Raw genomic sequence first — 24,604 nt, 5'->3', positions numbered from 1 at the left:
TGTCCCGGTGTCTCCGGGGCCGATGCCCCTCGGCGTCAGCGTGCCTGCAGACGCCTGCCTGCTGAAGAGTTAGGCGCAGGGCGCGCGTATCGGTGCCGCACCTTTTCCCGATCTGCCTGCGGCTACACGGCGCCTGGTCACGAGAATCCCCTCCGGGGCCAAGTAGCATCCCTGCCTGTGAGCACGGCCGTAACAACCCCAACCGGGACGCCCAACGAGGACGCCGCAACCGGCAACACGTCTGGTTACCGGCTGGATCTCGACGGCCTGCGCGGGATCGCGATCGCTCTCGTCGCGATCTTCCACGTGTGGTTCGGACGCGTCTCCGGCGGCGTCGACGTATTCCTGACGCTGTCGGGCTACTTCTTCGTCGCGTCGCTGCTCAAGCACGTCATCGCCACCCAATCCGCATCGGTGTCGTGGCGGACCGCGATCAACCCGTGGCCGCGGTTCTCTCGCCTCCTACGCCGCTTGCTCCCCGCGCTCCTGGTGGTCCTGGTCGTCATCACCGCACTCATCGCCCTGGTGATGCCGAAGACGCGGTGGGGACCGCTCGGTTCCGAGGTGCAGGCCAGCGCGCTCTACTACCAGAACTGGCATCTGGCGCTCGATTCGCAGGACTACCAGGCCGCGGACTCCGCCAACAGCCCGATGCAGCACCTCTGGTCGATGTCGATGCAGGGACAGTTCTTCGTCCTGACACTGCTGTGCGCGCTTGCCCTCGGTGGTCTGCTGCGCGCCCTGTCCCGACGGTTCGCCGCGCTGTCGAAGCCATCGGTGATCCGCGGCATCGTCGGGTTCAGCATCCTCGCGGTCGCCCTGGTCTCGTTCGCCTGGGCCAATCACCGGCACGCGGTGAACCAGCCATTCAACTACTACGACACCGTCGCACGGCTCTGGGAACCACTGGTCGGAGGCCTGCTCGCGGTCTGGATGCCGCGCCTCGCGCTACGCCCGTGGATGCGGAACCTCCTCGGCGTCGTCGCGCTGGCCCTGATCGTCACCTGCGGCTGGTGGATCGCGGGCGTACAGCAGTACCCCGGCGTGATGGCGCTCGTGCCCGTCGGTGCGACGCTGCTCCTGATCTGGACGGGCTCGACCGCGACCCGCCCCGATTCCACGGCCGGACCGAGTTCGGTCAGCAGCGCCCTGGCACATCCGCGTCTCGTCTGGCTCGGCTCCATCGCCTACGCGCTCTACCTGTGGCACTGGCCGCTGCTGATCTTCTATCTCGCCTGGCGGTACCAGGACGACGTGAACTGGCTGGAGGGCACAGCCATCCTCGCGATCTCTGTGGTGCTGGCCTGGGCGACCACCACGTTCATCGAGGCGCCCTTGCGTGCCGGGCGGTCGACCGGGCTCGGACGGCGATATCGGCGAGTTCTTCTGGCGCTCGTCCTGATCACCTCCGTCGTCGCCGGTTCCACCGTCGTCATCTGGCAGCGGAACGCGGCCAACGCCACCGTCAACACCGAGAACCTCGACACCCGCCTGTATCCGGGAGCTCGCGCGTACCTCGACGGCGCACCGGTTCCGAAGGTCGACCCGCAGCCGAGCCCCGAGGTGGTCGACAAGGACTGGCCCGTCACCTCCTACGACTCGGTCATCAGCGGCTGGAAGGACCCGTCGATCAAGGTCGGGGTCTACGGCGACAAGAACGCCACCCGAACCGTCGCGCTGGTGGGAGGTTCACACGCCGAATACTGGATCACCGCGCTCGACGCCATCGGGAAACGACGCGGATTCAAGGTGACCACCTATCTCAAGGTCGGGTGCGCCCTCACCACGAGTCACGTCTTCATCTGGTTCGGCCAGAAGTACTACCAGTGCAACGACTGGTCGAAGCGGGTGATGACCCGACTCGCCGCCGACAAGCCCGACGTCGTCTTCACCAACTCCACCCGCCCGGTGGAGGGCAGGGGCGCTCGCGGCGACTACGTCCCGCAGGACTACGAGGACATCTTCGCGCAGTTCCGGGATCGTGGACAGCGCGTGATCGCGGTACGGGACAACCCGTGGGCGCACGGGCAGCTCAAGCCGCCGGAATGCCTGGCCGAGGGCAAGAAACCACAGGTCTGCGGAGTGTCGCGGGACATCGCGATGGCACGGACCGACCCGGCACTGGCCATCGCGCCCCGGTTCCCGAACACGACCTTCCTCGACTACACCGATGCCATGTGCGGGCCGACCTACTGTCCGGCCGTGGTCGGCAACATCGTCGTCTGGCACGACTTCCACCACCTGTCGGCGACGTTCGTGCGCAGTCTCACCCCCGCCGTCGAGGCCGATCTCGCAAAGTCACTTCACTGGTGGTGATCCCGGTCACAGGCCGATAGGTCGCGGTCGTCGCCGGTCAGCATCTCAGGGTGCCCCCAGACTGCGCTGTTAAGGTGTCAACCGATGCTCGTGCTGCGGGCGCCCACGCGGGAGGCGCGGGGCCGCGACCGATCGCCACGAGCTCCGAGGACTCACGGGCGAGCGCCTCGGAACCAGAGAAGTCCATCAACGGTTTGGGGCTGAGACACGCGTGACCACCTTTGCGCCGGAGCGAGGTAGCGCCACCATCGAGGGCGCGGGCACCATCGCCCGCTCCGGACAAACGGTCCGCCGTGCAGGCCGCAAGGCCTACCTCCACCACCTCGACCTCATCCGGGTCACCACGTTCTCGCTGGTCATCTTTGTCCACTGCCTGACGCAGACGACCGACGAGTTCACCAGCATGCCGGTCAACACTGCGTCGTTGCTGCTGCATTTCACCCGCAACACCTTCTTCGCGCTGACCGGCTTCGTGCTGATGTATCAGAACTTCGACAACGCCGAGTTCAGTACGACGGGGTTCTGGCGCAAGCGCATCAAGTTGGTCATCTTCCCGTACATCATCTGGTCGGCGATCTACTGGGTCGTGCAGGAGGTGTGGGCGAAGGACCGGATCGGGGACGTGCTGTCGAATCCGGTCGGGAGCCTCGCCGAGTTCGGCCGGCTGGCCGGCTGGGGGCTGTCCGGCTTCCAGATGTACTTCCTGTTCGTGATGCTGCAGGTCTACCTGCTGTTCCCGCTGGTGTTGTGGCTGGTCCGCGCGACCCGCGGGCACCACGTCACACTCCTGGGGATCAGTCTCGCCGCGCAGGTCGCGATCAGTGCCACCATCACCTTCTGGCATCCGCCCGCCCCCATCTCCCAGTACTGGTGGCATCACTACGCGACGTTCATCCCGTACCAGTTCTTCATCCTGTACGGCGCGGTGGCCGCGGTACATCGAGAGGCCATCGCCCGATGGCTCGCCGGCAAGGGCTGGTGGCTCTTCGGCGCACTGCTGACGACCGGGATCTTCGCCGTCGGCACGTATCTGGCCGGAGTCTGGTTCGGCGGAAAACCGGTGCACGACAGCAACTCCGCCTTCCATCCGACCCTGATCCCCTTCATCATCGTGGCGATCACCTGCCTGTACGCGGCCGCCGCGCACTGGGCGAGCAACTGGCGCGACGTCACGCCGCGGTTCGCCCGTTCCGTCTCCTTCGCGTCCAACCGCTCGTTCGGCGTGTTCCTCGGACATGTGCTGGTGCTGTACTTCGTGCTCAAGCCGCAGTCCGGCGACCAGCCCTGGATCCTGGCCACGCTCGGCCAGCCGTGGGGCACGTTGGTCACCTACGTCGCCACGATCGCGGGGGCCCTGCTGCTGGTGGAGATCCTGCGCCGCCTGCCAGGGTCGCTGTACCTCACCGGACGCCCACGCCTGCCGCTCGCGATCAAACGCTGATCGGCCTCGCCGGCCGATCTCACTGCCCGCTGATCGTGCTCAGCAACGCTCGTGGTCGTGCCAGCGCGAGTTCGCGAACGTGGTTGCGCAACAGCGTCCACGTCGGGCAGTCACAGCGGGCCGCCACTCCGGTGGCGTCGATCCCGCGGTGCCGGCACAACGCGATCGCTCGCGACAGGTGGAAGTCCTGCGTGATGATCACCGCAGCGGTGACACCGAAATCCTCACCGGCTCGACGACAACTCGCCTCGGTGTCCACGCCGAGCGGGTCGTCGGCGATGTCGTCGGCGTCGACGCCGTGTTGCTCGAGATAACGTCGCATCACCGCGGGCTCATCACCTGCAGCAGCGGAACCGTTGCCCGAGTTGATGATCTGCGAAAGGCGTCCCGATCGGTAGAGGTCGACCGCGGTGTCGAGACGGCCACGCACATAGTCACCGGGCTCGCCGGCGGCCACCAGCGATCCGAGTACCAGGGCCGTCGAACCGGCCGGGACGTCGGCCTCGTCGAGCACCCGTCCCGACGACGAGACGTACACCCAGGTGGCCGCGATCGTGATGATCAGCTCGACGGTCACGAGGACGACGAGTACCGCCCGGGCTGCCGGATGCACGATCTCACGTTAGGCGATCACACCTCCGCCGACACCGGCTGCTGAGTCGTTGCTCACCACTTGGCCCAATCGGGAGATGGCGGCCGGTCGGGGGCCGATACTGAGATGATCGCACTGCCCGCACGGTGCCCCACCCCGAGATCCAGAGGTCACCACGATGCCTTACATGCCGGTCACCGAATCCATGTTCCTGCTCGCGGAGACCCGCGAGCAACCGATGCATGTCGGCGGACTCCAACTGTTCGTGCCCCGGGCCGGACAATCGGGAACCGAACTCGCCGAGGAGATCTTCGAGACCTTCCAGGGCTGCACCGATGTGCGCCGACTGTTCCGCAAGCGTCCCGCATCTCCGGCGTCACTGTTCGGCTACGCCGCCTGGTCCCACGACGACGAGATCGACTTCGACTACCACGTGCGTCGGGCCGTGCTCCCGCGGCCGGGGCGCATCCGCGAACTGCTGCGCTACGTGTCGCTCAACCACAGCGCGCTACTCGACCGCACCCGCCCGATGTGGGAGCTCCACATCGTCGACGGCCTCGAAGACGGCCGCGTGGCCATCTACACCAAGATCCATCACTCGCTCGTCGACGGCGTCTCGGCGCTGCGCCTCCTGGAGAACTCGCTGTCCACCGATCCCGACGATCGGAACGGCACCGCGTGGTGGGATCCCCGGCTCGTCCGACGATCACGCAAACCGTCGTCGTCGGGCTCGCGCATCCCGACCCTCTCGGCAGTGACCGGCCTGGTCGGGCAGGCCGTCGGCGTCGCCGGGCAGATCCTCGGGGCGACCCCGGCCGCGGCCAGGGTCGCGTGGACCGCTGTCACCGACGACGACTTCGCCTCACCGTTCGTCCCGGCACCGCGCACCATGCTCGACGTCTCGATCGGCAGTGCACGCCGGTTCGCCGCCCAGCAGTGGCCGATGGAACGGCTCCGCGCGATCGCCACCACGCTCGACATCACCCTCAACGACGTCATCGTCGCGATGTGCGGAGGAGCGCTGCGCTCGTACCTGATCGACCGCGACGACCTACCCGACACACCGCTGGTCGCGGCGATTCCCGTCTCGATGCACACCGACGACGCATCCGAGGGCAATCTGGTCACCGCCATCCTGGCGAACCTGGCGACCGATCAACCCGATCCGGAACGACGCCTCGCCACGGTCGTCGCATCCACCCGCAAGGCAAAGCAGGTCATCCGTGGTCTGTCCCCGCTACAGGCCCTGATGTTCGGTGCCGCCGCGTTCGCACCGCTGGCCCTCGCGCCCGTCCCGGGCTTCGTGCGGTACACGCCGCCCCAGTTCAACCTGATCATCAGCAATGTGCCCGGACCGTCGGAACAGCTCTACTGGAACGGCGCCCGGCTCGACGGGGCATATCCGGTGTCCATCGCGATGGAGGGTCTGGCGCTCAACATCACGATCACCACGACGGCCGATCAGGTCAACTTCGGACTCATCGGGGCGCGCAAGGAACTACCCAGCCTGCAGCGACTCCTGACCCACCTCGACACGGCACTCGAGGAACTGGAGAAGGTCGCCGGAATCGTCGGCTGAATCGTCGGTGACGATCAGCACAATCGTCGATTCCGACCCGACCTGACTCGACAGTAAGTTACTCGTGAGTATCATCGATGCGTACGTCAGCGCGGACCGAGTGTTAGTTAGGTAATCCTTGGCAGCGCTCGATGTCCCCGAGGAACTACGGTTACCGGTAGTACACGTCGGCCACGTGCGCATCAGTCCTGCGCAAATGAGTCGGTGATCAACCAGAGAGGGGCCGTGACGCCGTGAATGCCACGACGATCACCATCGGCACTATTGCCGCCGTCATCAGTCTCTTCTGTTGGGCGCTGTTCCTGCGCGGCGTATGGACCATGGTCCGGTCCATCGCGCAAGGCCAGCGGGTCGACAGTTCGCGATTCTGGCCGTTCTTCCCACGCCTGTGGACGATGCTCAAGGAGTTCATCGCCCATACGCGCATGGCGAAGTTCCGGAGCGTCGGTTGGGCGCACTGGCTGGTCATGGTCGGCTTCCTGGCGGGATTCATCCTGTGGTTCGAGGCCTATGGGCAGATCTTCGATCCGGATTTCCACTGGCCCGTCATCGGCGCCTGGAAAATCTACATCTTCGCCGACGAACTGTTGGGACTCGGGACCGTCATCGGCATCGTCGTCCTGATGGTGATCCGCCAGCTCAATCACCCCCGAGTTCCCGAACGACTCTCCCGGTTCACCGGTTCACGTTTCGGCGCAGCCTATTTCGTCGAGTGGGTCGTCCTGCTCGAGGGCCTCGGCATGATCTTCGTCAAGACGTTCAAGATCTCCTCGGGGCTCGAGGACCCGCCCATCTGGACCTCCTTCTTCACCCACTACTTCGCGATGCTGTTCGACGGGTCGTCCGAGTACTGGGTCACCGCGGCCGCGGTGGTCAAGCTGATGAGCGGCATGATCTGGCTCGCGGTGGTCGGTACGCATATCGACTGGGGTGTCGCGTGGCACCGCTTCGCGGCGTTCTTCAACATCTATTTCAAGCGTGAGGCGGACGGCGGGGTCGCGCTCGGCGCCCTCAAGCCGATGATGAGCCAGGGCCAGATCCTGGACATGGAGACCGCGGATCCCGACGTGGACGCGTTCGGCGCGGGCAAGGTCGAGGATTTCAGCTGGAAGGGCTGGCTGGACTTCACCACCTGCACCGAGTGTGGTCGATGCCAGAGCCAGTGCCCGGCATGGAACACCGGTAAACCGTTGTCGCCCAAGCTGCTCATCATGTCGTTGCGCGACCACGCGCAGGCCAAGGCGCCGTATCTCATCGCGGGCGGCCGCACCGACATGGGCGGCGACGAGGTCGGTCTGGTCGACGCCGACGGGAATGCCGACGAGGCCAAGCTGGCCAAGATCCCGGAATCCGCCCGCGCCGAGGCCGGCCGCAAGCTCGTCGGTGAGAGCGCCGGGACCGGCGCCATCGACGGCGAGCTCGGCGCCGTCATCGACACCGAGACCCTATGGAGCTGCACCACGTGCGGTGCCTGCGTGGAGCAGTGCCCGGTCGACATCGAGCACGTCGACCACATCCTGGACATGCGCCGCTACCAGGTGCTGATCGAGTCGGACTTCCCGACCGAGCTCGCGGGCATGTTCAAGAACCTGGAGAACAAGGGCAATCCGTGGGGCCAGAACTCCTCGGCACGCACCAACTGGATCGACGAGATGGACATCGAGATCCCGGTGTTCGGCAAGGACGTCGAGACGTTCGCAGGGTTCGAGTACTTGTTCTGGGTCGGTTGCGCTGGCGCATACGAGGACCGTGCGAAGAAGACCACCAAGGCCGTCGCCGAACTCCTCGACATCTCCGCGGTGAACTTCCTCGTCCTCGGCGAGGGTGAGACCTGTACCGGTGACTCGGCTCGCCGCGCGGGCAACGAGTTCCTGTTCCAGATGCTCGCCCAGCAGAACATCGAGATGCTCGGCGAGGTCTTCGCCACCGCACCCGAACAGCGCAAGAAGATCGTCGTCACCTGTGCGCACTGCTTCAACGCGCTGGGCAACGAGTACCCGCAGCTGGGCGCCACCTACGAGGTGGTCCACCACACCCAGCTGCTGAACCGGCTGGTCCGGGAGAAGCGACTGGTGCCGGTGGCGCCGCTCGGCGAAGGCGTCACCTATCACGACCCGTGCTATCTGGGCCGCCACAACAAGGTCTACGACGCCCCGCGTGAGCTGATGGGCGCATCGGGATCGACGCTGACCGAGATGCCGCGCCACGGCGAGCGATCGATGTGCTGCGGCGCCGGCGGCGCCCGCATGTGGATGGAAGAGCAGATCGGTAAGCGCATCAACCTCGATCGCGTCGACGAGGCGCTCGACACCCTCGGCGCCGGGAGCGGAGCGAGCGGGCCGAATCGAAACGGTGCGTCGAAGGGTGATGCGCCGCAGAAGGTCGCGACGGGTTGCCCGTTCTGCCGAGTGATGCTCACCGACGGTGTGACCGCTCGGACCAGCGGTACGGAGCAGGAAGGCAAGATCGAGGTCGTCGACGTCGCGCAGCTGCTCCTCGATTCGGTCAAGCGTGGCGCTCCCGAGGTGAGTCGCGGGGGCCGCTACCTGGGTCCCGCTTCGGTACCGGCCGCAGCACAAGCCGCGCCGGCCGCCGAGGAGAAGGAAGCGGATGCCGCACCGGCTGCCGCTGCCGCTGCGACCGCCACCGCGACGGAGGCCAAGCCGAAACCCAAGGTCGGACTCGGCATGAAGGGCGGCAAGAAGCCCGGTGCCGCGGGGAAGACCGACGCTCCGGCCGCCGAGAAGGCTGCCGAATCGGCACCGGCCGCGACGCCGGCAGCCGAGAAGAAGCCCGCCGCCAAGGGATTCGGCATGAAGGGCGGAGCCAAGCGCCCAGGTGCCGCCAAGCCCGAGGCAGGCTCCGCCGAGCCCGCACCCGCCGAGGCCGAGTCGTCGGCGGCCGTCGAATCCGCTGCGGCCGAGAAGAAGCCCGCGGCAAAGGGCTTCGGCATGGGCAGTGCAAAGCGTCCCGGCGCGAAGAAGCCGAACGCCGCCGCTGCCGACGCCGGGGTCACCGCACCCGCGGAGAGCAACGTCGCCGAGGCGGAGTCCGCTCCTGAAGCATCGCCGACCGCGGACACCGAATCCACCGCCGCCGTGACCGAGGAGAAGCCTGCCAAGGCCAAGGGCTTCGGCATGGCCGCGGGCAAGAAGCGCCCGGGGGGCGCCGGATCGTCGGCGCCCAAGCCGGCCGCCTCGGCACCCGCGGAGCCTGCGGCCGAATCCGATTCCGCGCCGGCCGAATCCGAGCCGGCGACGAGCGAGTCCGCACCGAGCGCGGCGGCCGAAGCTGCGTCGACGGAGGCTGTGTCGACGGAAGCCAAGCCCGGCAAGGCCAAGGGCTTCGGCATGTCCGCCGGCAAGAAGCGCCCGGGCGGGATCGGGTCGTCGGCGCCGAAGGCTGCGGCGTCGGCTCCGGCGGAATCGGAGCCAGAGGCAACCGAATCCGCTGCCGCCGAATCGTCGGCGACGCAGGAGGCCCCCGCCGAAGGCGGGTCGGCCTCCTCGACGGAATCGACGGAGACCACCACCGAGGGGACGTCCGCGGAATCGGCACCGACAGGGGCGGCATCGACGGAAGCCAAGCCCGGCAAGGCCAAGGGATTCGGCATGTCCGCCGGCAAGAAGCGCCCGGGCGGGATCGGCAAGGCCGCACCGGCGCAGGCAGCTCCGGAAGCGCCCGAGGCGACGTCGAGCGAGCAGTCCGAGCCGGCCCCAGAGGCCGAGTCGACGACGGAACCCGACTCCACACCGCCCGCCGACGACGCACCCGCGCCGTCGCCGAACGGGTCGTCGGGGAACGGGTCGTCAGCGAAGACGATCTCGGAGGCAGGCGCCTCGAAGGCGAACGGATTCGGCATCGCGGCCGGCAAGAAGCGGCCGGGGCACTCCTGATCGACCTCTGAAACCCTCACCCTCGATTCGCAACACCACCTCGGTTTCGAACCGGGGTGGTGTTGTCGTATGAGGGTGTGCAGCGGTTCCCACAGCCGGTCGGCGGAGTCGCGGAAACCGGCTTGCCGTGGGCTGTCACAATTGAACTCGTGAGTAGACCGCATGTATCGCATCTGAACCAGAACCTCAAGCCACTCGAGCAGTCACAGAAGCTGCAGAACGTGTGCTACGAGATCCGGGGGCCGGTGCATGCGCATGCGGCACGACTCGAGGCCGAGGGCCACCGGATCATGAAGCTCAACATCGGCAACCCGGCCCTGTTCGGCTTCGAGGCACCCGATGTGATCATGCGCGACATGATCCACGCGCTGCCGTACTCACAGGGGTACTCCGAGTCGGCCGGCGTTCTGTCGGCACGACGTGCCGTCGTCACCCGGTACGAGCTCATCCCCGACTTCCCGTACTTCGACGTCGACGACGTGATCCTGGGCAACGGTGTGTCCGAGCTGATCACGATGACCATGCAGTCGCTGCTCAACGACGGCGACGAGGTGCTCATCCCCTCGCCCGACTACCCGCTCTGGACGGCGATGACCGCGCTGTCGGGCGGGCGTGCGGTGCATTACCGCTGCGACGAGGACAACGGGTGGAACCCCGACATCGCCGACATCGCCTCGAAGATCACCGACCGCACCAAGGCGATCGTGATCATCAACCCCAACAACCCGACCGGCGCCGTCTACTCACGCGAGGTCCTCGAACAGCTCGTCGACCTCGCCCGGGCGCATTCGCTGTTGATCATGGCCGACGAGATCTACGACAAGATCCTCTACGACGACGCAGAGCACGTGAACGTGGCGTCGCTGGCCCCGGATCTCCTCTGCCTCACCTTCAACGGCCTGTCGAAGGCCTACCGGGTCTGTGGTTATCGGGCAGGCTGGCTGGTCCTCACCGGCCCGAAGGATCATGCGCGGGGATTCATCGAAGGACTCGGCATCCTCGCCTCCACCCGACTCTGCTCCAATGTGCCCGGCCAGCATGCCATCCAGGTCGCGCTCGGCGGCTATCAGAGCATCGACGCTCTCGTCGAACCCGGCGGACGTCTCTTCGAGCAGCGCAACGTCACCTGGGAGAAGCTCAACGAGATCCCCGGGGTCAGCTGTGTGAAGCCGATGGGCGCGCTCTACGCGTTCCCTCGCCTCGACCCCGACGTACACGAGATCCACAACGATGAATTGTTCGTCCAGGACCTGCTCCTGCAGGAGAAGATCCTCGTCGTGCAGGGAACCGGGTTCAACCTCACCGACCACAATCATTTCCGGATCGTCACCCTGCCCTGGTCCCGGGACCTCGGTGTCGCCATCGAACGAATCGGAAACTTCCTGTCGTCGTACCGGCAGTGACCTGCGCGGATCTGCCTCCCACGAGATACACGTGACCCTGAGTCACGGACACTCTGGTCAATTCCTGTGACGCTTGGTAACGTCTAACTCCATTCGATCGTCTCGAAGGGGAGTCACATGGTCGATTGGCGTAAGAGCAGTGTCACCAACGGCGGGGTTCACCTCGCCGTTTTCGAGGTGGCGGGATCGGCCGAGCCCGGTGTCGCCGACCCGCGTCCGACCGTATTGCTGATCCACGGCTGGCCGGACACCCATCACCTGTGGACTCACGTCGCACCGGTGCTGGCCGAGGATTTTCGGGTGGTGGCCTACGACTCCCGCGGATTCGGGGAGAGCGACCGCCCCGACGGCGACGACGCATACCGATTGAGCGTCCTCGCGGACGACTTGTTCGCGGTCGCCGAGGCCGTCAGCCCGGATGGGCCGGTCCACATCGTCGCCCACGACTGGGGATCGGTACAGGCCTGGGAGGCGGTCACCCGGCCGGGCGCAGAGCAGCGCATCGGATCGTTCGTCTCCGTGTCCGGGCCCAATCTCGACTACCTCGCCGACTGGGCCCGCGACAATCTCTCCCGACCGACTCCGCGCAAACTGGGACGCGCTCTTGCGCAAGCGAGTTCGTCGTCGTACACGGTTTTCTTCCAGCTACCCGTGCTGCCGAAGATGTTCTTCTCCGTGGCGGGGACCCCAGCGGTGTGGCGCGAATTCTTGCATCGGGTCGAGGGCACGCCACGGGAGAACGTGGTGGTCGCAGACACATTGGGCGACGACATGATCTCCGGCCTCCGGCTCTACCGGGCCAACATCCGGCAGAAGCTCCGCAATCCGGAGTCCCGTCCGACGGCGGTCCCGGTGCTCGAGGTGGTCAACGAGCGCGACATCGCGCTACGCCCCGCGATCTTCGCCGACACCTACCGGCACGCTCAGCGACTGTGGCGACGCAACACCCCGACCGGGCACTGGCTGCCATACACCCGACCCGGGTATCTTGCTGATGTGGCACGAGAGTTCATCGCCACACACTCCACGGGCTCGCGGACCGGCACCTCGGGCCGGATGGACCGCGCGCGGGTGTTCAGCAGGCCGAATCCACTGTCCGGCAAGCTCGCGGTGGTCACCGGCGCAGGCAGCGGCATCGGCCGGGCCACTGCGCGGGCGCTCGCCGAGCGTGGATGCGAACTCGTCCTGGCCGACATCGACACCGCCGCCGTCGAAGAGACCGCCCAGGAGAGCAAGGCCGCAGGCGCGTCGGCATCGCCGTATGAACTCGACGTCTCCGATACCGCGGCGGTCACGGACTTCGCCGACGTAGTCCGCGCCAGGCATGGTGTCCCGGACATCGTCGTCAACAATGCCGGCATCGGTCTGGCCGGTGGGGCACTCGACGCGACCGACGAACAGATCGATCGCCTGCTCGACGTGAATCTGCGCGGGGTGGTCTCCGGCAGTAGGGCATTCGGCAGGCAGATGGTCGAGCGCGGCGTGGGTGGGCACATCGTCAACATCGCCTCCGCCGCCGCCTTCACGCCGCAGCGCACGCTCGGGGTGTACGCGGCATCCAAGGCCGGCGTGTTGCTGTTCTCCGAATCGCTGCGAGCGGAACTGGCCGAACACCGGATCGGCGTCACCGCCATCTGTCCGGGCATCGTGGACACCGCCATCGTGGCCAACACCCCGATCGCCGGATTGGACGCGACACATGAAGCAGCCGAACGAGATCGGCTCGCCGGCTGGTACCGCAGGCGCGGGTTCACCCCGGACAGGGTCGCCGACGACATCGTCCGCGCCATCATCCGGGACAAGGCGGTCGTCCCGGTGACGGCCGAAGCCAAGATCGGCTATCGCATCTATCGATTCACGCCCTGGCTGTCGCGGTTCGCGGCGCGCCAGAAGGTCACCCGCTAGAGAGGTTTCGACGACGATGTCTGCGCCCGCACATGCCGACCATCCACATCCGATCAGCGATGCTCGTGAGCCACGCGATCTGGACGGTTCCGATCCGGGCCCGGTGGAGCTCCACGCCCGTAATGTCACCTTCGACTGGTCGGACACACCGCTGCACTGGATCCCCGACCACCCCGTCCCGTCCAACTTCATCAGCGTGCTGAACCTCCTTCTGCCCGAAGGGGAACGCTGGTTTGTGCAGACCTACAACGAGGCGCTCCCGCTCGTCGCCGACGACGAGCTCGCCGCCACCATGCGCGGATTCATCGGACAGGAGGCAATGCATGCCGAGGCCCACGATCACGTGCTGTGGGAGTTCCTGGACCATCATGGGATCGATCCGCGGCCCTATCTGCGCCAGATGGAATGGATCTTCCGGAAAGTCCTGGGCCCCATGCACGGCGGCAGCCCCAAGGCACGGCAGAAGCACCTCATCGAACGCCTGTGGCTCATCGCCGCCCTGGAGCACTACACCGCCATCCTCGGCGATTTCGCCCTCAACAACGCCTGGGTCGAATCCGGTGCCGATCCGGGGATGACCGACCTGTTCACCTGGCATGGCGCCGAGGAGGTCGAGCACCGCGCGGTCGCCCACGAGGTGGCGATCTATTTCGGCGACGGGTACCTGCGCCGCGGCCGCGCCATGCTGGTGGCCCTACCCGTTCTGCTGCTGCTGCTCAACCGGGGCTTCCGGTTCATCATGAAGCAGGACACATCGTTGTCGTACAACTACTTCCAGCGGCAGTACCACTACTTCCGCGGCGTCCATGCCGGCGTGCTGCCGAAGATGCGCAAGATCATCCTCGCGACCTTCAGCTACTTCCGGCCCGGATTCCATCCCAACGAGATCGGCAGCACCGCGCAGGCCGTGGCCTATCTCGCCGCGTCTCCGGCCGCCCGCAACGCCGGCTGACCGAAGGTATGCGATGAACCAGCGTGCGCACCCCCACAGCACCGAGATGACCGCTCCCCCTCCACATCTCTACGGACGGTGGCGCCACGACCCGTTCCTCACCGTGGGTACCGTCATGGCCAAGATGTGGTGGCCGTTCTGGCGGCCACTCGCCCCGCTGCACCCCACCCCGGCCGACGACGGCGTGAGCAATCTGCAACTCATCGACCGCGAAGTGGTGGCCGCCGACGAAAATGTTGTCGCGCTCACCCTGGCCGCACCCGACGGCGGCATCCTCGCCAGGTGGCATCCCGGTGCTCACCTCGACCTGCTGCTGCCGTCGGGACGGATGCGGGAGTACTCACTGTGCGGAGACCCGGCCGATCGTCACACCTACCGGATCGCCGTACGCCGCATCCCCGATGGTGGCGGCGGATCCATCGAGGTGCACGACGACCTGCGCGTCGGCGACCCGGTCTCGATCAAGGGACCTCGCAACGCCTTTCCCCTCGCCATCCCGGGGCATGGGTCGCATGCCCGGTCGATCCGGTTCATCGCCGCAGGCATCGGTATCACCCCGATCCTCCCGATGCTGGCCGCCGCCGACCGGTTCGGCCTCGACTGGTCGATGATCTACACCGGACGCACGATCGAGTCGATCCCATTCCAGGACGAACTCGCCCGGTACGACGACAGGATCACCATCCGCACCGACGCGGAACACGGTCTACCTGCCATGGAAGAGCTGCTCGGTCCGATCGACCCCGAGACGGGCCGCGCGCCGGGCGGGCTCGCGGTCTACTGCTGCGGACCGGTACCGATGTTGGAGCGCCTGCGCAGACATCTGGCCGATCGGCCAGACATCGAACTGCACTACGAACGCTTCAGCCCGCCGCCGGTCGAGGACGGCAAACCGTTCACGGTCACTCTCGCGTCGACAGGTCAGGAGATCGCGGTGGCCGCCGACGAGACCGCGCTGGCCGCCATCCGGAAGGTCCTGCCGTCGGTCCCGTACTCATGTCAGCAGGGCTTCTGCGGAACCTGCAAGGTGAGGATGCTGTCCGGCGCACCTGATCACCGCGACAACATCCTCACCGAACCGGAACGTGCCCAGGACATGTTCCTCACCTGCGTGTCACGGGCGAACGGCGACCGCCTCACCCTCGACATCTAGGACCGCGGGGTCGTCGACGATCGTCGGTGTGCCGTTTGCCCGCCCGCTCGGCACACCCCGCAAGAAGTAGGCCGCCGCGAGCGCCGCGGCCGCGGTCACCGCGACCGCCACCCAGACCGCACTGTGCAGGCCTTCGACGAACACATCCTGCACCGCGAACCGCAGCTGTTGCGCAACCTCCGACGGCGCCCGGGCAGCCACCTCGACCCCCGACATCACCGAGTCCTCCGCGATACCGGTGGCAGCCTGCGGCACACCGAGATCGGCGAGGCGCTCACCGACACCCGAGGTGTACACCGATGTCAGCACCGAACCCAGTACCGCGACGCCCAGCGTCCCGCCGATCTCACGGGTGGTGTCGTTGACCGCCGAGCCGGCCCCCGCCTGCTCCGGTGTGAGCGCGTCCATGATCACCTGCGTGCACGGTCCGGAGATGAAGGCGAGCCCCATCGCCATCAGCGACATCGACCAGATGATCAGCTCCCAGTAGCCCGACATCCGCGACGACACCTCGACGAGCGCGAAGCCGCCCGACATCAGCAACGCACCGACCACGGAGACCATCCGCGGTCCGAATCGGTGCGCCAGCGCCATCGCGACCGGTGAGAAGACCGCCATCACCAGTGCGAACGGCAGGGTGCGCAGCCCGGCTTCGAAAGGGCCATAACCCTTGACCGCCTGGAAGAACTGGGTGATCAGGAAGATGAAGCCGAAGAGTGCGAAGAACGCGACACTGATCATGCCGGCGGCGGCGGCGAATCGGCGGTTGGCGAACAGCCGAATGTTCAGGATCGGATGCTCGATGGCCAGTTCCCGCCATGCGAAGAGACCCAGAGCGATTCCGGCGACAACGAGTCCGCCGATGGTTCGCGGATCGGTCCAGCCGAAGTGCGGCCCCTCGATCACCGAGTAGGTCAGCAATCCGAGACCCATGATCGAGAGCACCAGACCGATTGCGTCGAAACGGGATACGGATTCCGGACGCGTACCCGGCACCACCAGCACGATCGCCGCCGCGGCCACCACCGCCATCGGCAGATTGACCCAGAACACCGACGACCACGAATAGTGCTCGAGCAGCCAGCCGCCGAGCACCGGACCGACGGCCACGGCGATGCCCGATGTCGCGGCCCAGATGCCCACGGCCGCAGCGCGTTGCTTGGGCTCGGTGAAGATCGACGTGATGATCGCCAGAGTCGCCGGGAACACCAGGGCGGCGAACAATCCGAGGCCGCCGCGGCTCGCGATCAATTGCCCAAGGGTCTGCGAGGACGCCGCCAGCACCGACACCACGGCGAATCCGGCGATGCCGGTCAGCAGCATGCGGCGGTGGCCGAATCGATCGCCGAGATAGCCACCGGTGAGCAACAGTCCGGCGAACACGAGCGTGTAGGCATCCACAATCCACTGGAGCCCGGAGATCCCGGCATCGAGATCGCGCGCCATGGTGGGCAGCGCGACGTTGACGATCGTGTTGTCGACCATCACGAGTAGTTCGGCAAAGCACAGGGCCGCCAGGGCGAGCCAACGAGTTCTCATGACCTCTCCTCGGAGTGCGTGAATAGAACGTCGTCACATCTTTGTAGCACGTTGTTCTACTCAAGAAGAACACTGTTCTAGTAGGCTGTCAACATGCCGTCGCAGAAATCTGCTCGAACTCCCGCAACCGAAGTGCGCGCGAACCTCGTGTCCGCCGGACGACGGCTCCTGGAACGAGAGGGCGCGGCCGCGCTGACCGTGCGTGCCGTGGCCACCGAGGCCGGCGTGGCGCCGATGGGCGTCTACAACCACTTCGACGGCAAGGACGGCCTGCTGGACGCTGTGGTGACGGATGGTTTCGCCGAGTTCGCCACCAGAGTCGCCGCGCACGAGCCGGACGCCGCGACACGGCTGCGCAACAGCGGCCGCAACTACCGGGAGTTCGCCATCGCCAACCCGATTCTCTACGGATTGATGTTCTCGGCGGAGTGCACGGCCGACGACGAGGTGGCCGCCCGCGCGTTCGGGGCGTTGGCGGACATCGTCGGCTACGGCCAGGTGGCCGGAGTGATCCGCCCGGGCGACCCGGCGCAACTGGCCGCGCAGATCTGGGCATGCGTACACGGCGCCGTGTCGTTGGAGCTCGGGTCGGTGTATCCGCCGTTCATCGACGCGTCCGACTCATACGAGGAGGTCCTCGACCTCATCGCACGAGGAGTCGCGGCCTGAGCCAAGCGGCGGACCCGATCTGGGACAATGTCGCGGTGACCGAATACCGGATCGACGATCTGGCACGGGCTGCGGGCACCACCACCCGCAACGTCCGTGGCTACCAGGACCGCGGTTTGCTCCCGCGCCCGTTGCGGCGTGGGCGCATCGCCATCTACACCGATGCCCACCTCGCGCGGCTGCGGGTGATCAACGATCTGCTCAAACGCGGTTTCACCATCCGCCACATCGGCGATTTCCTCTCCGGGATCCAGCGCGGCGACAACCTTGCCGAGGTGCTGGGCCTCGAAGAGGTGGTGTCCGAGCCGTGGTCGACCGCGACGTCGACGACGATGGCGGCCGAGGACCTCAAGGACCTGCTCAACTCCGGAAACCCCGCGCATTTCGAGCGTCTCGCGGAGTTCGGCCTCATCGCTCCGAAAGGCGACGAAGCGCACCCCAAGCAGTACACGATTCTCGATCAGGAAACCGTTTCCGCCTACGGTCGCCTCGTGAAACTCGGGTTGCCCCTGAGCGGCATCCTCGACGTCCACGGCCGGCTCGATCAGGAGATGGCAGCGGTCGCAAAGGTGGTGATCTCCGCCGGACGTCGCGCAATCACCGAAGGTCATGAGGACGGCTGGTTGCCTCGTACACCTGCCGAATCCGAGTGGGCGAAAGAACTTCTCGGCGAGATGCGGCGAACCGGCTCGATCTCGGCGCACAACGCACTCGACCGTGCCCTCGATCGAGACCTCGCACGCCAGCTCAACGACTACCTCGGCCGGGCGCGCCACTCCGGTGCGGAGAACCCGTCGGGAGACTGACCTATCCCGGCAGGACGATCGGCGGCAAACCCGGGATCGGATTGGGGATGACGCGCTGCCGTGGCAGGGGTGGCGGCGCGGGTGCCGGTGGCGGCGCAGGTGCAGGCGCGTTCTGTCGCGGTCGGGGTCGGGGTTGCGGGCGCGGCGCCGGCTGTCGCGGCTCCCCGGTGCGCTGCCTACCCGTGGTCGTCTCGTCGGACGACGACCCCTCGCTGGTCGTTTCCGGAGGTGGTGGGGGTGGCGGTATGTAGCTGACGGCCGGTACGCGCGCTTCGGTGAGGTCCGCCGGGTCGGCATAGGACGAGTCGTTCTGCGTTGTCGCCGTCGTGTCGTCGCCCATGGCCGATGACCGATCGGAGCCCCCTCCGCCGGTCACCGCCACGGCGGTCGCGGTTCCGATCGCGATGATGGCGCAGACGGCGGCGATGCCGATGAGTGCACGCCTGCCCGTCAGGCGCTGTCGCCACACCATCGCGCGGGACGCCGGTCGCGGCTTTCCTGCGTCCGGCTCGATGTCCCATCCGCCCGGTTCGGCGCCACCGCGAGAGACGGTCTGCCGAACCGGCGGTGGCGGTGGGGGCGGCGGGGGCGGTTCCGGTTCACTCGGCGGAACATGCTCGGACACAAACAGATCCGAGGTCAAGGCGAACGATGCAGGCGGCCGGGACCCGAGTGGCACACCGTCGTCGTGCCGTCGATCGGAGAGGTCGGCATCGGGAGCGCTTGCCGATCTCAACGCGATCACCGGAACCGGCGCACGGTGTCCGAGCATCGCGGGGAGGCCGGGCCAAGCCTCATGCCCGCCGGCAAGGACCAGGGAGGTGATACGGCCGGGGGCATCGGCGGCCGCCTCTTCACAGAGCAGGCCGACCCCGTCCGCGAACTCGGCAGTGGCCTCGTCGAGATCGCCCTGCGCGACGCGGAAGTACTCCACGTGGTCACGGCCGACGATGAAGGTGCTGTCCGCCGTGGCGAGACGGGTCCGCCCTCGACATGCGAGGTCGAGCAGTTCGACCGACCACTCCTCGCTGCTCGGCGGCGCCACCCGCCCGACCCGGACCAGATGTGCCGCCAGGAGCTGGTCGAGCGACGCCGGGCGGATGGCGGGAGCCATCAGCGCACCGACCGAGGCATCCAGACGCGGGTCCACCGTGGTGACCCTCAGTCCTTCCTCGGTGACGTCGACCAGCAAGAACGGCAGGTCGGCGGGAATCCCCCTGGCCAGCTGCCGGGCGGCCACATCGCCGAGGAGTTCATGGCTGACCGGATGCGCGTGAACGTCGGTCGTGGTGGCCAGCGCCCCACGACCAATGGTCGTCGCCTCGTCTGTCATCCGATCTGTTGCCCTGCGTCGATGAACCCATCTGATATCCGGAATTCACGACAGTAACATGCGACTAGGGAGAATGCGGGGGAACGGAGGCCGCGACCTGCGGCAACGCCCGACCGCCCATTCCCGTTGCCCTCGGCGCGGGGACCGAGCGCATCGGCCCACCGATGGCATGGAAACGCCAGCCCGCCGAGCGCCATGCACCGGCATCCAGGCAGCGCCGGCCGTCGACGATGACGCGCGATCGCACCACCCCGGACAACTCCTCGGGCCCCATGTGGACGAACTCGGCCCACTCGGTGGCCACGACCACCGCATCCGCCTCCTCGCACGCCTCCACAGCACTGCCCGCATAGGTCAGCATCGGGTACATCCGCCGGGACGTCGCGGTGGCCTTCGGGTCGAAGACACTCACCGACGCCCCACGCAACGCCAGCTGCCCGGCCACGTTCAGGGCAGGCGAATCCCGGACGTCGTCACTCTCGGGCTTGAAGGCCGCGCCCAGCACGGCGACATTCGCGCCGAGGACGTCGCCACCGACCGCTTCGGCGACCAGCTCGACCATCGCCGTGCGACGGCGGTTGTTGATCGCGTCGACCTCCCGCAGGAATCGCAGCGCCTCTCCGGCGCCCACCTCCTCGGCGCGTGCCATGAACCCACGGATGTCCTTGGGGAGGCATCCCCCGCCGAAACCGAGTCCCGCGTTGAGGAATCGGCGACCGATCCGCCCGTCGTACCCGATCGCATCGGCGAGCGTCGACACATCGGCGCCGACCACCTCGCAGATCTCGCTGATGGCGTTGATGAACGAGATCTTGGTCGCCAGAAACGCATTGGCCGAGACCTTCACCAGTTCCGCAGTCGCCCAATCGGTCCGGATGAAGGGCACGCCGGTCTCCAGGATCTCCCGGTAGATCTCGGCGGTCACCTGCGCGGCGGCGTCGGTGGCGTGGTCGTCGGGACCTGTGCCCAGCACGATGCGGTCGGGTTCGAGAGTGTCCTCGACCGCGAACCCCTCCCGAAGGAACTCCGGGCTCCAGGCCAGCTCGATCCGGGAGCCCGGCGCGGTGAGGACCGACATCCGTTGCGCAAGAGCGGCTGCCGTTCCGACCGGGACCGTGGACTTGCCGATGATCAGGTGGTCACCTCGCAGCAGGGGGGCGAGGGCGTCGACCGCCGATTCCACATGCGTGAGGTCGACGCCGTAGCCGCGGCGCTGCTGGGGCGTCCCCACGCCGAGGAAGTGCACGGACGCAAAGGTCGCCGCGTCGCGGTGATCAGTGGTGAAACGCAGGCGGCCGGCATCGAGGTTGCGGCGCAACACGTCACCGAGCCCGGGCTCGAAGAACGGCACATCCCCTGCCTGCAGGCGCGCGACCTTGTCCGCGTCGACATCCACGCCGAGCACCTCGTGCCCGAGTTCTGCCATGCACGCCGCATGAGTGGCCCCGAGGTACCCACAACCGATGACTGTCAGCTTCATGTCTTCAGTGAGTACGCGCGGTTTCCTGCGGCGACGCATCCGCGACATGACCCGTCCCGATCGGGCTGGTGAACACCCAACGGCCAAGATGAACTGCACCCCAACGCGGACCCGTCCCGGCGACGTCGGCCTGGGGGCGTGCCGGTCCGGGCGGTCAGTCCGCCGGCTTGGTGAAGTTCAGATAGGCCTTCGACGGGGTCGGCCCGCGCTGGCCCTGGTACTTCGATCCGACGCTCGCACTGCCGTACGGATGCTCCGCCGGGCTCGACAGCCGGATCAGACACAACTGTCCGATCTTCATTCCCGGCCACAGCGTGATCGGCAGGTTCGCGACATTCGACAACTCGAGAGTGATGTGCCCGGAGAACCCCGGATCGATGAAGCCTGCCGTCGAATGGGTGAGCAGGCCGAGCCTGCCCAGCGAGGATTTGCCCTCCAGCCGCCCTGCCAGGTCGTCGGGCAGTGAGCAGACCTCGAGGGTCGAGCCGAGCACGAACTCCCCCGGATGCAGGACGAATGGTTCCCCCTCGGGGGGTTCGACGAGGCTGGTCAGCTCGTCCTGGCGCTGCGCGGGGTCGATATGCGTGTAGCGCGTGTTGTTGAAGACGCGGAACAGCCGGTCTAGACGCACGTCGACACTCGACGGCTGCACGAGCGTCGGATCGAACGGTTCGAGCGCCAACCGCCCAGCGGCTATCTCGGAGCGGATGTCGCGATCGGAGAGCAGCACACGTGTGAGGTTAACCGACCGCCTCAGATGAACGTCGGATGGACGGTCACCGTCGAGCCAGATGCGAGTTGATTCGAACGATGGTCAAGACACTCAGGAATCTCTTAGAGTGTCCCGGGGCCGTGATTCTTGTGTGATCGCCGTGTGACTGCGACGAGATCCGGCGGGTCGGAACGAGTCGGGGGTGCGTGGGGTATGTGGAGTCAGAGGCTGTCTGTGTCGATGATCGCGGTGGCGATCGTGACGTGCGTGACGCTGTCGTTCGGCGGGGAGAACGGCCTCGGCGCGGTGGCCTCGGCAGCTCCGATCGCACCCCACTCCGACTCGCGCACCACGTCGAGGAGCACCGAACCGAAGGAATGCGTCGGATCGCGATTCGCCACCTTCGGCGCGATCTACGACGCCGTCTTCGATTCGCTGAAGCCCTATCTGCCACAAGAGGTCCAGCAGAAGTCGGCGTCGATCAAGGCAGGCGCCCACCGCGATATGTCACGACTGCGGATCTCCTCGCTGGCGGTGTCGAATCATCCGTACGACCTGGGGGCCGACGACAAGGACCCCATCATGAAGTACCGGGACCCGATCTCGCAGTGGGTCGTCACTCAGCTGGTCGCCGTTCGCGACGGCCGGGCCGGGGAGGCCATCCCCGTCGAGAACCTCACGTTGGCACAGGCGGTCGAGAGCGTCTGGCTCTACCTCTATGTGACGGTCATGGTTCCGCTCACCGTCCTGCGGCGCACGCTGCCGAGCTTCGGTCCGCTGGCAGGACCGATCACCATCGGCACGCTCATCACCCTGCCGATCCTTCTCGGCGTGTTCGCCGCGACCCAGCTGTACAAGTCGATCAGCGAGAAGCTGGTCGACTCGTGCGTCGTCTCCGTCACGCGATCGCAGAAGGCGAACGCCGGGAAATCGGTGAAGGATCTCCGCTTCGCCTACGCGGTGCCCGGGATCGTCCGGGACATCGCCGGGCAGGTCGCGGTGGCCGACGCCGACACCTGTAAGCCGATCGGTGATCTGCCGCTGACGCGGATCGTGACGCGCACCTCGAACTATCTCCAGTCGATCACCGCGAATCGCGCCACCGATCGACAGATCGCCGGGATGACGACCCGACTGCAGGAGTATCTCCGCACCACGCGGGTTCATCAGAATCTGATCCCTGCCGACCCCGCCGACTTCAACACGCCGGAGTACATCCTCTCTCAGGTCGGGACGCTGATCCCGTACGTCGGCGGCGCCCCGCTCGACGTGGTCATCGGACTCAGCCACAACCGCAACGACAAGCAGGATTTTGCTGCGACCGTACCGATGTCGGACCTGACGGTGACCAAGTCGCTCACCGCGGCCTACTACGCCTACGCGCTGGCCGCGCACATGGTGGAGCTGGCCTGGCAGGAGGGCGGCACCGATCCGACGGCCGCACTGGCCAACGATTTGTTCCCCGGCCTCGGGATCACCACCGACATGCTGCCCAAATCGACTGGTATCGTCGGGGCGCCGAACCTATACGGACTCGTCGTGTACCACAACGTACTTCGGTCGATGTGCCTCGCGGAGGACAAGCGTCCCACCCCGGCTCCCAGCTCGGGCAAGCGCGTCCCGGTGTCCGCGGCACGGTGGTGAGAGCGCTACCGCGCCGTCGAAGTTCAGCCGGGTAACCGTGGCAGCACGATCGGCGGCAGCCCCGGAATCGGAATGACCACCCGCGGCGGTGCGGATCGCGGCCGGTTCGGTTGACCCGGCGACTGCGGCGTGCCGTTGGAGGAACCGTCGTCGGTGGCCGCCGGCGGAGGGGGCGGTGGCGTGTAATCGACCGCTGGTTCCCGCGCAGCCACGAGTTCGGCGGGATCGGCGTAGCTCGACGTCGGTGACGGTGTGCTCGAAGGGAATTCAAGACTGGACGGCGGCCGGTGCGGCGAGTCGCTGCCGGTGGCCACGAGCGCAGTCACCGTCCCTACACCGATGACGGCGACGACCGCGGCCATGGCGATGACGATGCGCTTGCCCGGGTATCGGGCGGACTGGGCAGAGACCGAGGCCGACGCCACGGACTGCTGCGGATCGTGCGGCGCCACCGGCTCCAGAACAGTGGGCTCTGGATGGGCCGGCTTTGGAGGCGCCGGCTCGGGCGTCGGCATCGGTGCGGGCCATACGGCCGAGACGCCCTCTGGGACACCGACATCACGGTTCCCGTCGACGGGCGGCGCTGCGGTGATCACGGGCAGCTGCTGACGCTGCAGAACCGCATCGAGGCCCGGCCAGTCATCGCCTCCGCGGCCGATCACCACCGAGGTGGCGCCGAACTCTTGGCCCATCTCGCGCACCATGCTGGACACCTCGGTGGCGAGCGAGGCGGTCGCCTCGTCGAGGTCTCGCCGACTGACACGGAAGAACCGCACGTCGCGGTGTCCCATGACGAACGTCCCGTCGGATGTCGACAGGCGTTCACGTCCGCGCCCGGCGAGTTCCCGCAGCTCATTCCACCAGTCGTCGGTCCGGGGCGTCGGCACGCGACCGGCACGGACCAGATGCTCCGCGAGCGCCTGGTCGAGGGCGATCGGATGCACCGACCACAGCACACGTTGGTCGAGGGTCGTGCCGGCCGCCGGGTCGACTGCGGAGATCAGCAGGCCGTCGTCGGCGACGTCGACCAGCAGAAACGGCTGATCGGTGGGTACTCCGGAAGCGAGTTGGCGGTCGCCGATCTCGGCCGAGCGCATGGACTCCACGATGTTCACGACCCCCGAGCGCGCTCACGGACATTCAAGGCATCAAGCTAACACGTCTCGCACCACGACGTCCGATTC

General features: G+C 67.0%; 17 protein-coding genes. 11 read left to right on the top strand and 6 right to left on the bottom strand.

Features of this window, described 5'->3' with window-relative positions:
- Positions 1–177 precede the first annotated feature (177 nt).
- Together IDF66_RS23200 and IDF66_RS23195 are read left to right on the top strand one after the other, a co-directional pair.
- Entirely contained in the window at positions 178–2,316 is a 2,139-nt protein-coding gene (locus IDF66_RS23200; RefSeq protein WP_190268806.1) for an acyltransferase family protein, read from the top strand.
- Between the two features lie 247 nt (positions 2,317–2,563).
- Entirely contained in the window at positions 2,564–3,757 is a 1,194-nt protein-coding gene (locus IDF66_RS23195; RefSeq protein ID WP_190268899.1) for an acyltransferase, read from the top strand.
- A 19-nt stretch (positions 3,758–3,776) separates the two neighbouring features.
- Here the strand turns inward: IDF66_RS23195 and IDF66_RS23190 are convergent, their stop codons facing one another.
- Entirely contained in the window at positions 3,777–4,370 is a 594-nt protein-coding gene (locus IDF66_RS23190; RefSeq protein WP_317628832.1) for a SanA/YdcF family protein, read from the bottom strand.
- 157 nt (positions 4,371–4,527) lie between these two features.
- Here IDF66_RS23190 and IDF66_RS23185 point away from each other — a divergent pair, with 157 nt between their 5' ends.
- From IDF66_RS23185 to IDF66_RS23160, 6 genes are all read left to right on the top strand, one after another.
- The gene (locus IDF66_RS23185) at positions 4,528–5,928 is read left to right on the top strand and encodes a WS/DGAT/MGAT family O-acyltransferase (protein WP_190268805.1); all 1,401 of its coding nucleotides are present in this window, start codon (positions 4,528–4,530) and stop codon (positions 5,926–5,928) included.
- Between the two features lie 233 nt (positions 5,929–6,161).
- Complete coding sequence (locus IDF66_RS23180) at positions 6,162–9,824, top strand: heterodisulfide reductase-related iron-sulfur binding cluster (RefSeq protein ID WP_190268804.1); 3,663 nt, start codon at positions 6,162–6,164, stop codon at positions 9,822–9,824.
- A gap of 149 nt (positions 9,825–9,973) precedes the next feature.
- Entirely contained in the window at positions 9,974–11,227 is a 1,254-nt protein-coding gene (locus IDF66_RS23175; RefSeq protein WP_190268803.1) for a pyridoxal phosphate-dependent aminotransferase, read from the top strand.
- 117 nt (positions 11,228–11,344) lie between these two features.
- Positions 11,345–13,132: an SDR family oxidoreductase gene (locus tag IDF66_RS23170; protein ID WP_190268802.1), complete on the top strand. Its 1,788-nt coding sequence runs from the start codon at positions 11,345–11,347 to the stop codon at positions 13,130–13,132.
- 16 nt (positions 13,133–13,148) lie between these two features.
- On the top strand, positions 13,149–14,084 hold the full coding sequence (locus IDF66_RS23165) for a metal-dependent hydrolase (RefSeq protein WP_190268801.1): 936 nt from the start codon (positions 13,149–13,151) through the stop codon (positions 14,082–14,084).
- A gap of 13 nt (positions 14,085–14,097) precedes the next feature.
- Positions 14,098–15,237, top strand: a complete 1,140-nt coding sequence (locus IDF66_RS23160; RefSeq protein WP_190268800.1) for a PDR/VanB family oxidoreductase — start codon at positions 14,098–14,100, stop codon at positions 15,235–15,237.
- Here the strand turns inward: IDF66_RS23160 and IDF66_RS23155 are convergent.
- Positions 15,199–16,776, bottom strand: coding sequence for an MFS transporter (locus IDF66_RS23155; RefSeq protein ID WP_190268799.1), 1,578 nt, complete (start codon positions 16,774–16,776; stop codon positions 15,199–15,201). The genes IDF66_RS23160 and IDF66_RS23155 overlap by 39 nt on opposite strands.
- Positions 16,777–16,869: 93 nt before the next feature.
- Between IDF66_RS23155 and IDF66_RS23150 the strand changes: the two genes are divergently transcribed.
- Both IDF66_RS23150 and IDF66_RS23145 read left to right on the top strand, forming a co-directional pair.
- A complete protein-coding gene (locus tag IDF66_RS23150; protein WP_190268798.1) occupies positions 16,870–17,445 on the top strand; it encodes a TetR/AcrR family transcriptional regulator in 576 nt (191 codons plus the stop codon).
- Between the two features lie 35 nt (positions 17,446–17,480).
- On the top strand, positions 17,481–18,251 hold the full coding sequence (locus tag IDF66_RS23145) for a MerR family transcriptional regulator (protein WP_164310546.1): 771 nt from the start codon (positions 17,481–17,483) through the stop codon (positions 18,249–18,251).
- A 1-nt stretch (position 18,252) separates the two neighbouring features.
- Here the strand turns inward: IDF66_RS23145 and IDF66_RS23140 are convergent, their stop codons facing one another.
- The 3 genes from IDF66_RS23140 to dcd all read right to left on the bottom strand — a co-directional run bounded on the left by IDF66_RS23140 (position 18,253) and on the right by dcd (position 21,794).
- Positions 18,253–19,584, bottom strand: a complete 1,332-nt coding sequence (locus IDF66_RS23140) for a hypothetical protein (protein ID WP_190268797.1) — start codon at positions 19,582–19,584, stop codon at positions 18,253–18,255.
- Positions 19,585–19,648: 64 nt separating this feature from the next.
- A complete protein-coding gene (locus IDF66_RS23135) occupies positions 19,649–21,064 on the bottom strand; it encodes a UDP-glucose dehydrogenase family protein (RefSeq protein ID WP_190268796.1) in 1,416 nt (471 codons plus the stop codon).
- Between the two features lie 154 nt (positions 21,065–21,218).
- Complete coding sequence (gene dcd / locus IDF66_RS23130) at positions 21,219–21,794, bottom strand: dCTP deaminase (RefSeq protein WP_164310543.1); 576 nt, start codon at positions 21,792–21,794, stop codon at positions 21,219–21,221.
- 249 nt (positions 21,795–22,043) lie between these two features.
- Here dcd and IDF66_RS23125 point away from each other — a divergent pair, with 249 nt between their 5' ends.
- Positions 22,044–23,420 carry a hypothetical protein gene (locus IDF66_RS23125; RefSeq protein ID WP_317628829.1) on the top strand — a complete coding sequence of 459 codons (1,377 nt, stop codon included), beginning with the start codon at positions 22,044–22,046 and terminating at the stop codon, positions 23,418–23,420.
- A 23-nt stretch (positions 23,421–23,443) separates the two neighbouring features.
- Here the strand turns inward: IDF66_RS23125 and IDF66_RS23120 are convergent, their stop codons facing one another.
- Positions 23,444–24,517: a hypothetical protein gene (locus IDF66_RS23120; RefSeq protein WP_190268795.1), complete on the bottom strand. Its 1,074-nt coding sequence runs from the start codon at positions 24,515–24,517 to the stop codon at positions 23,444–23,446.
- Between the last annotated feature and the right edge of the window lie 87 nt (positions 24,518–24,604).

This window comes from Gordonia hankookensis, from assembly GCF_014673215.1.
Classification (GTDB): Bacteria; Actinomycetota; Actinomycetes; order Mycobacteriales; family Mycobacteriaceae; genus Gordonia; species Gordonia hankookensis.
The sequence above is the reverse complement of the archived record's forward strand: the minus strand, read 5'-3'. Positions and strand labels throughout refer to the sequence as shown.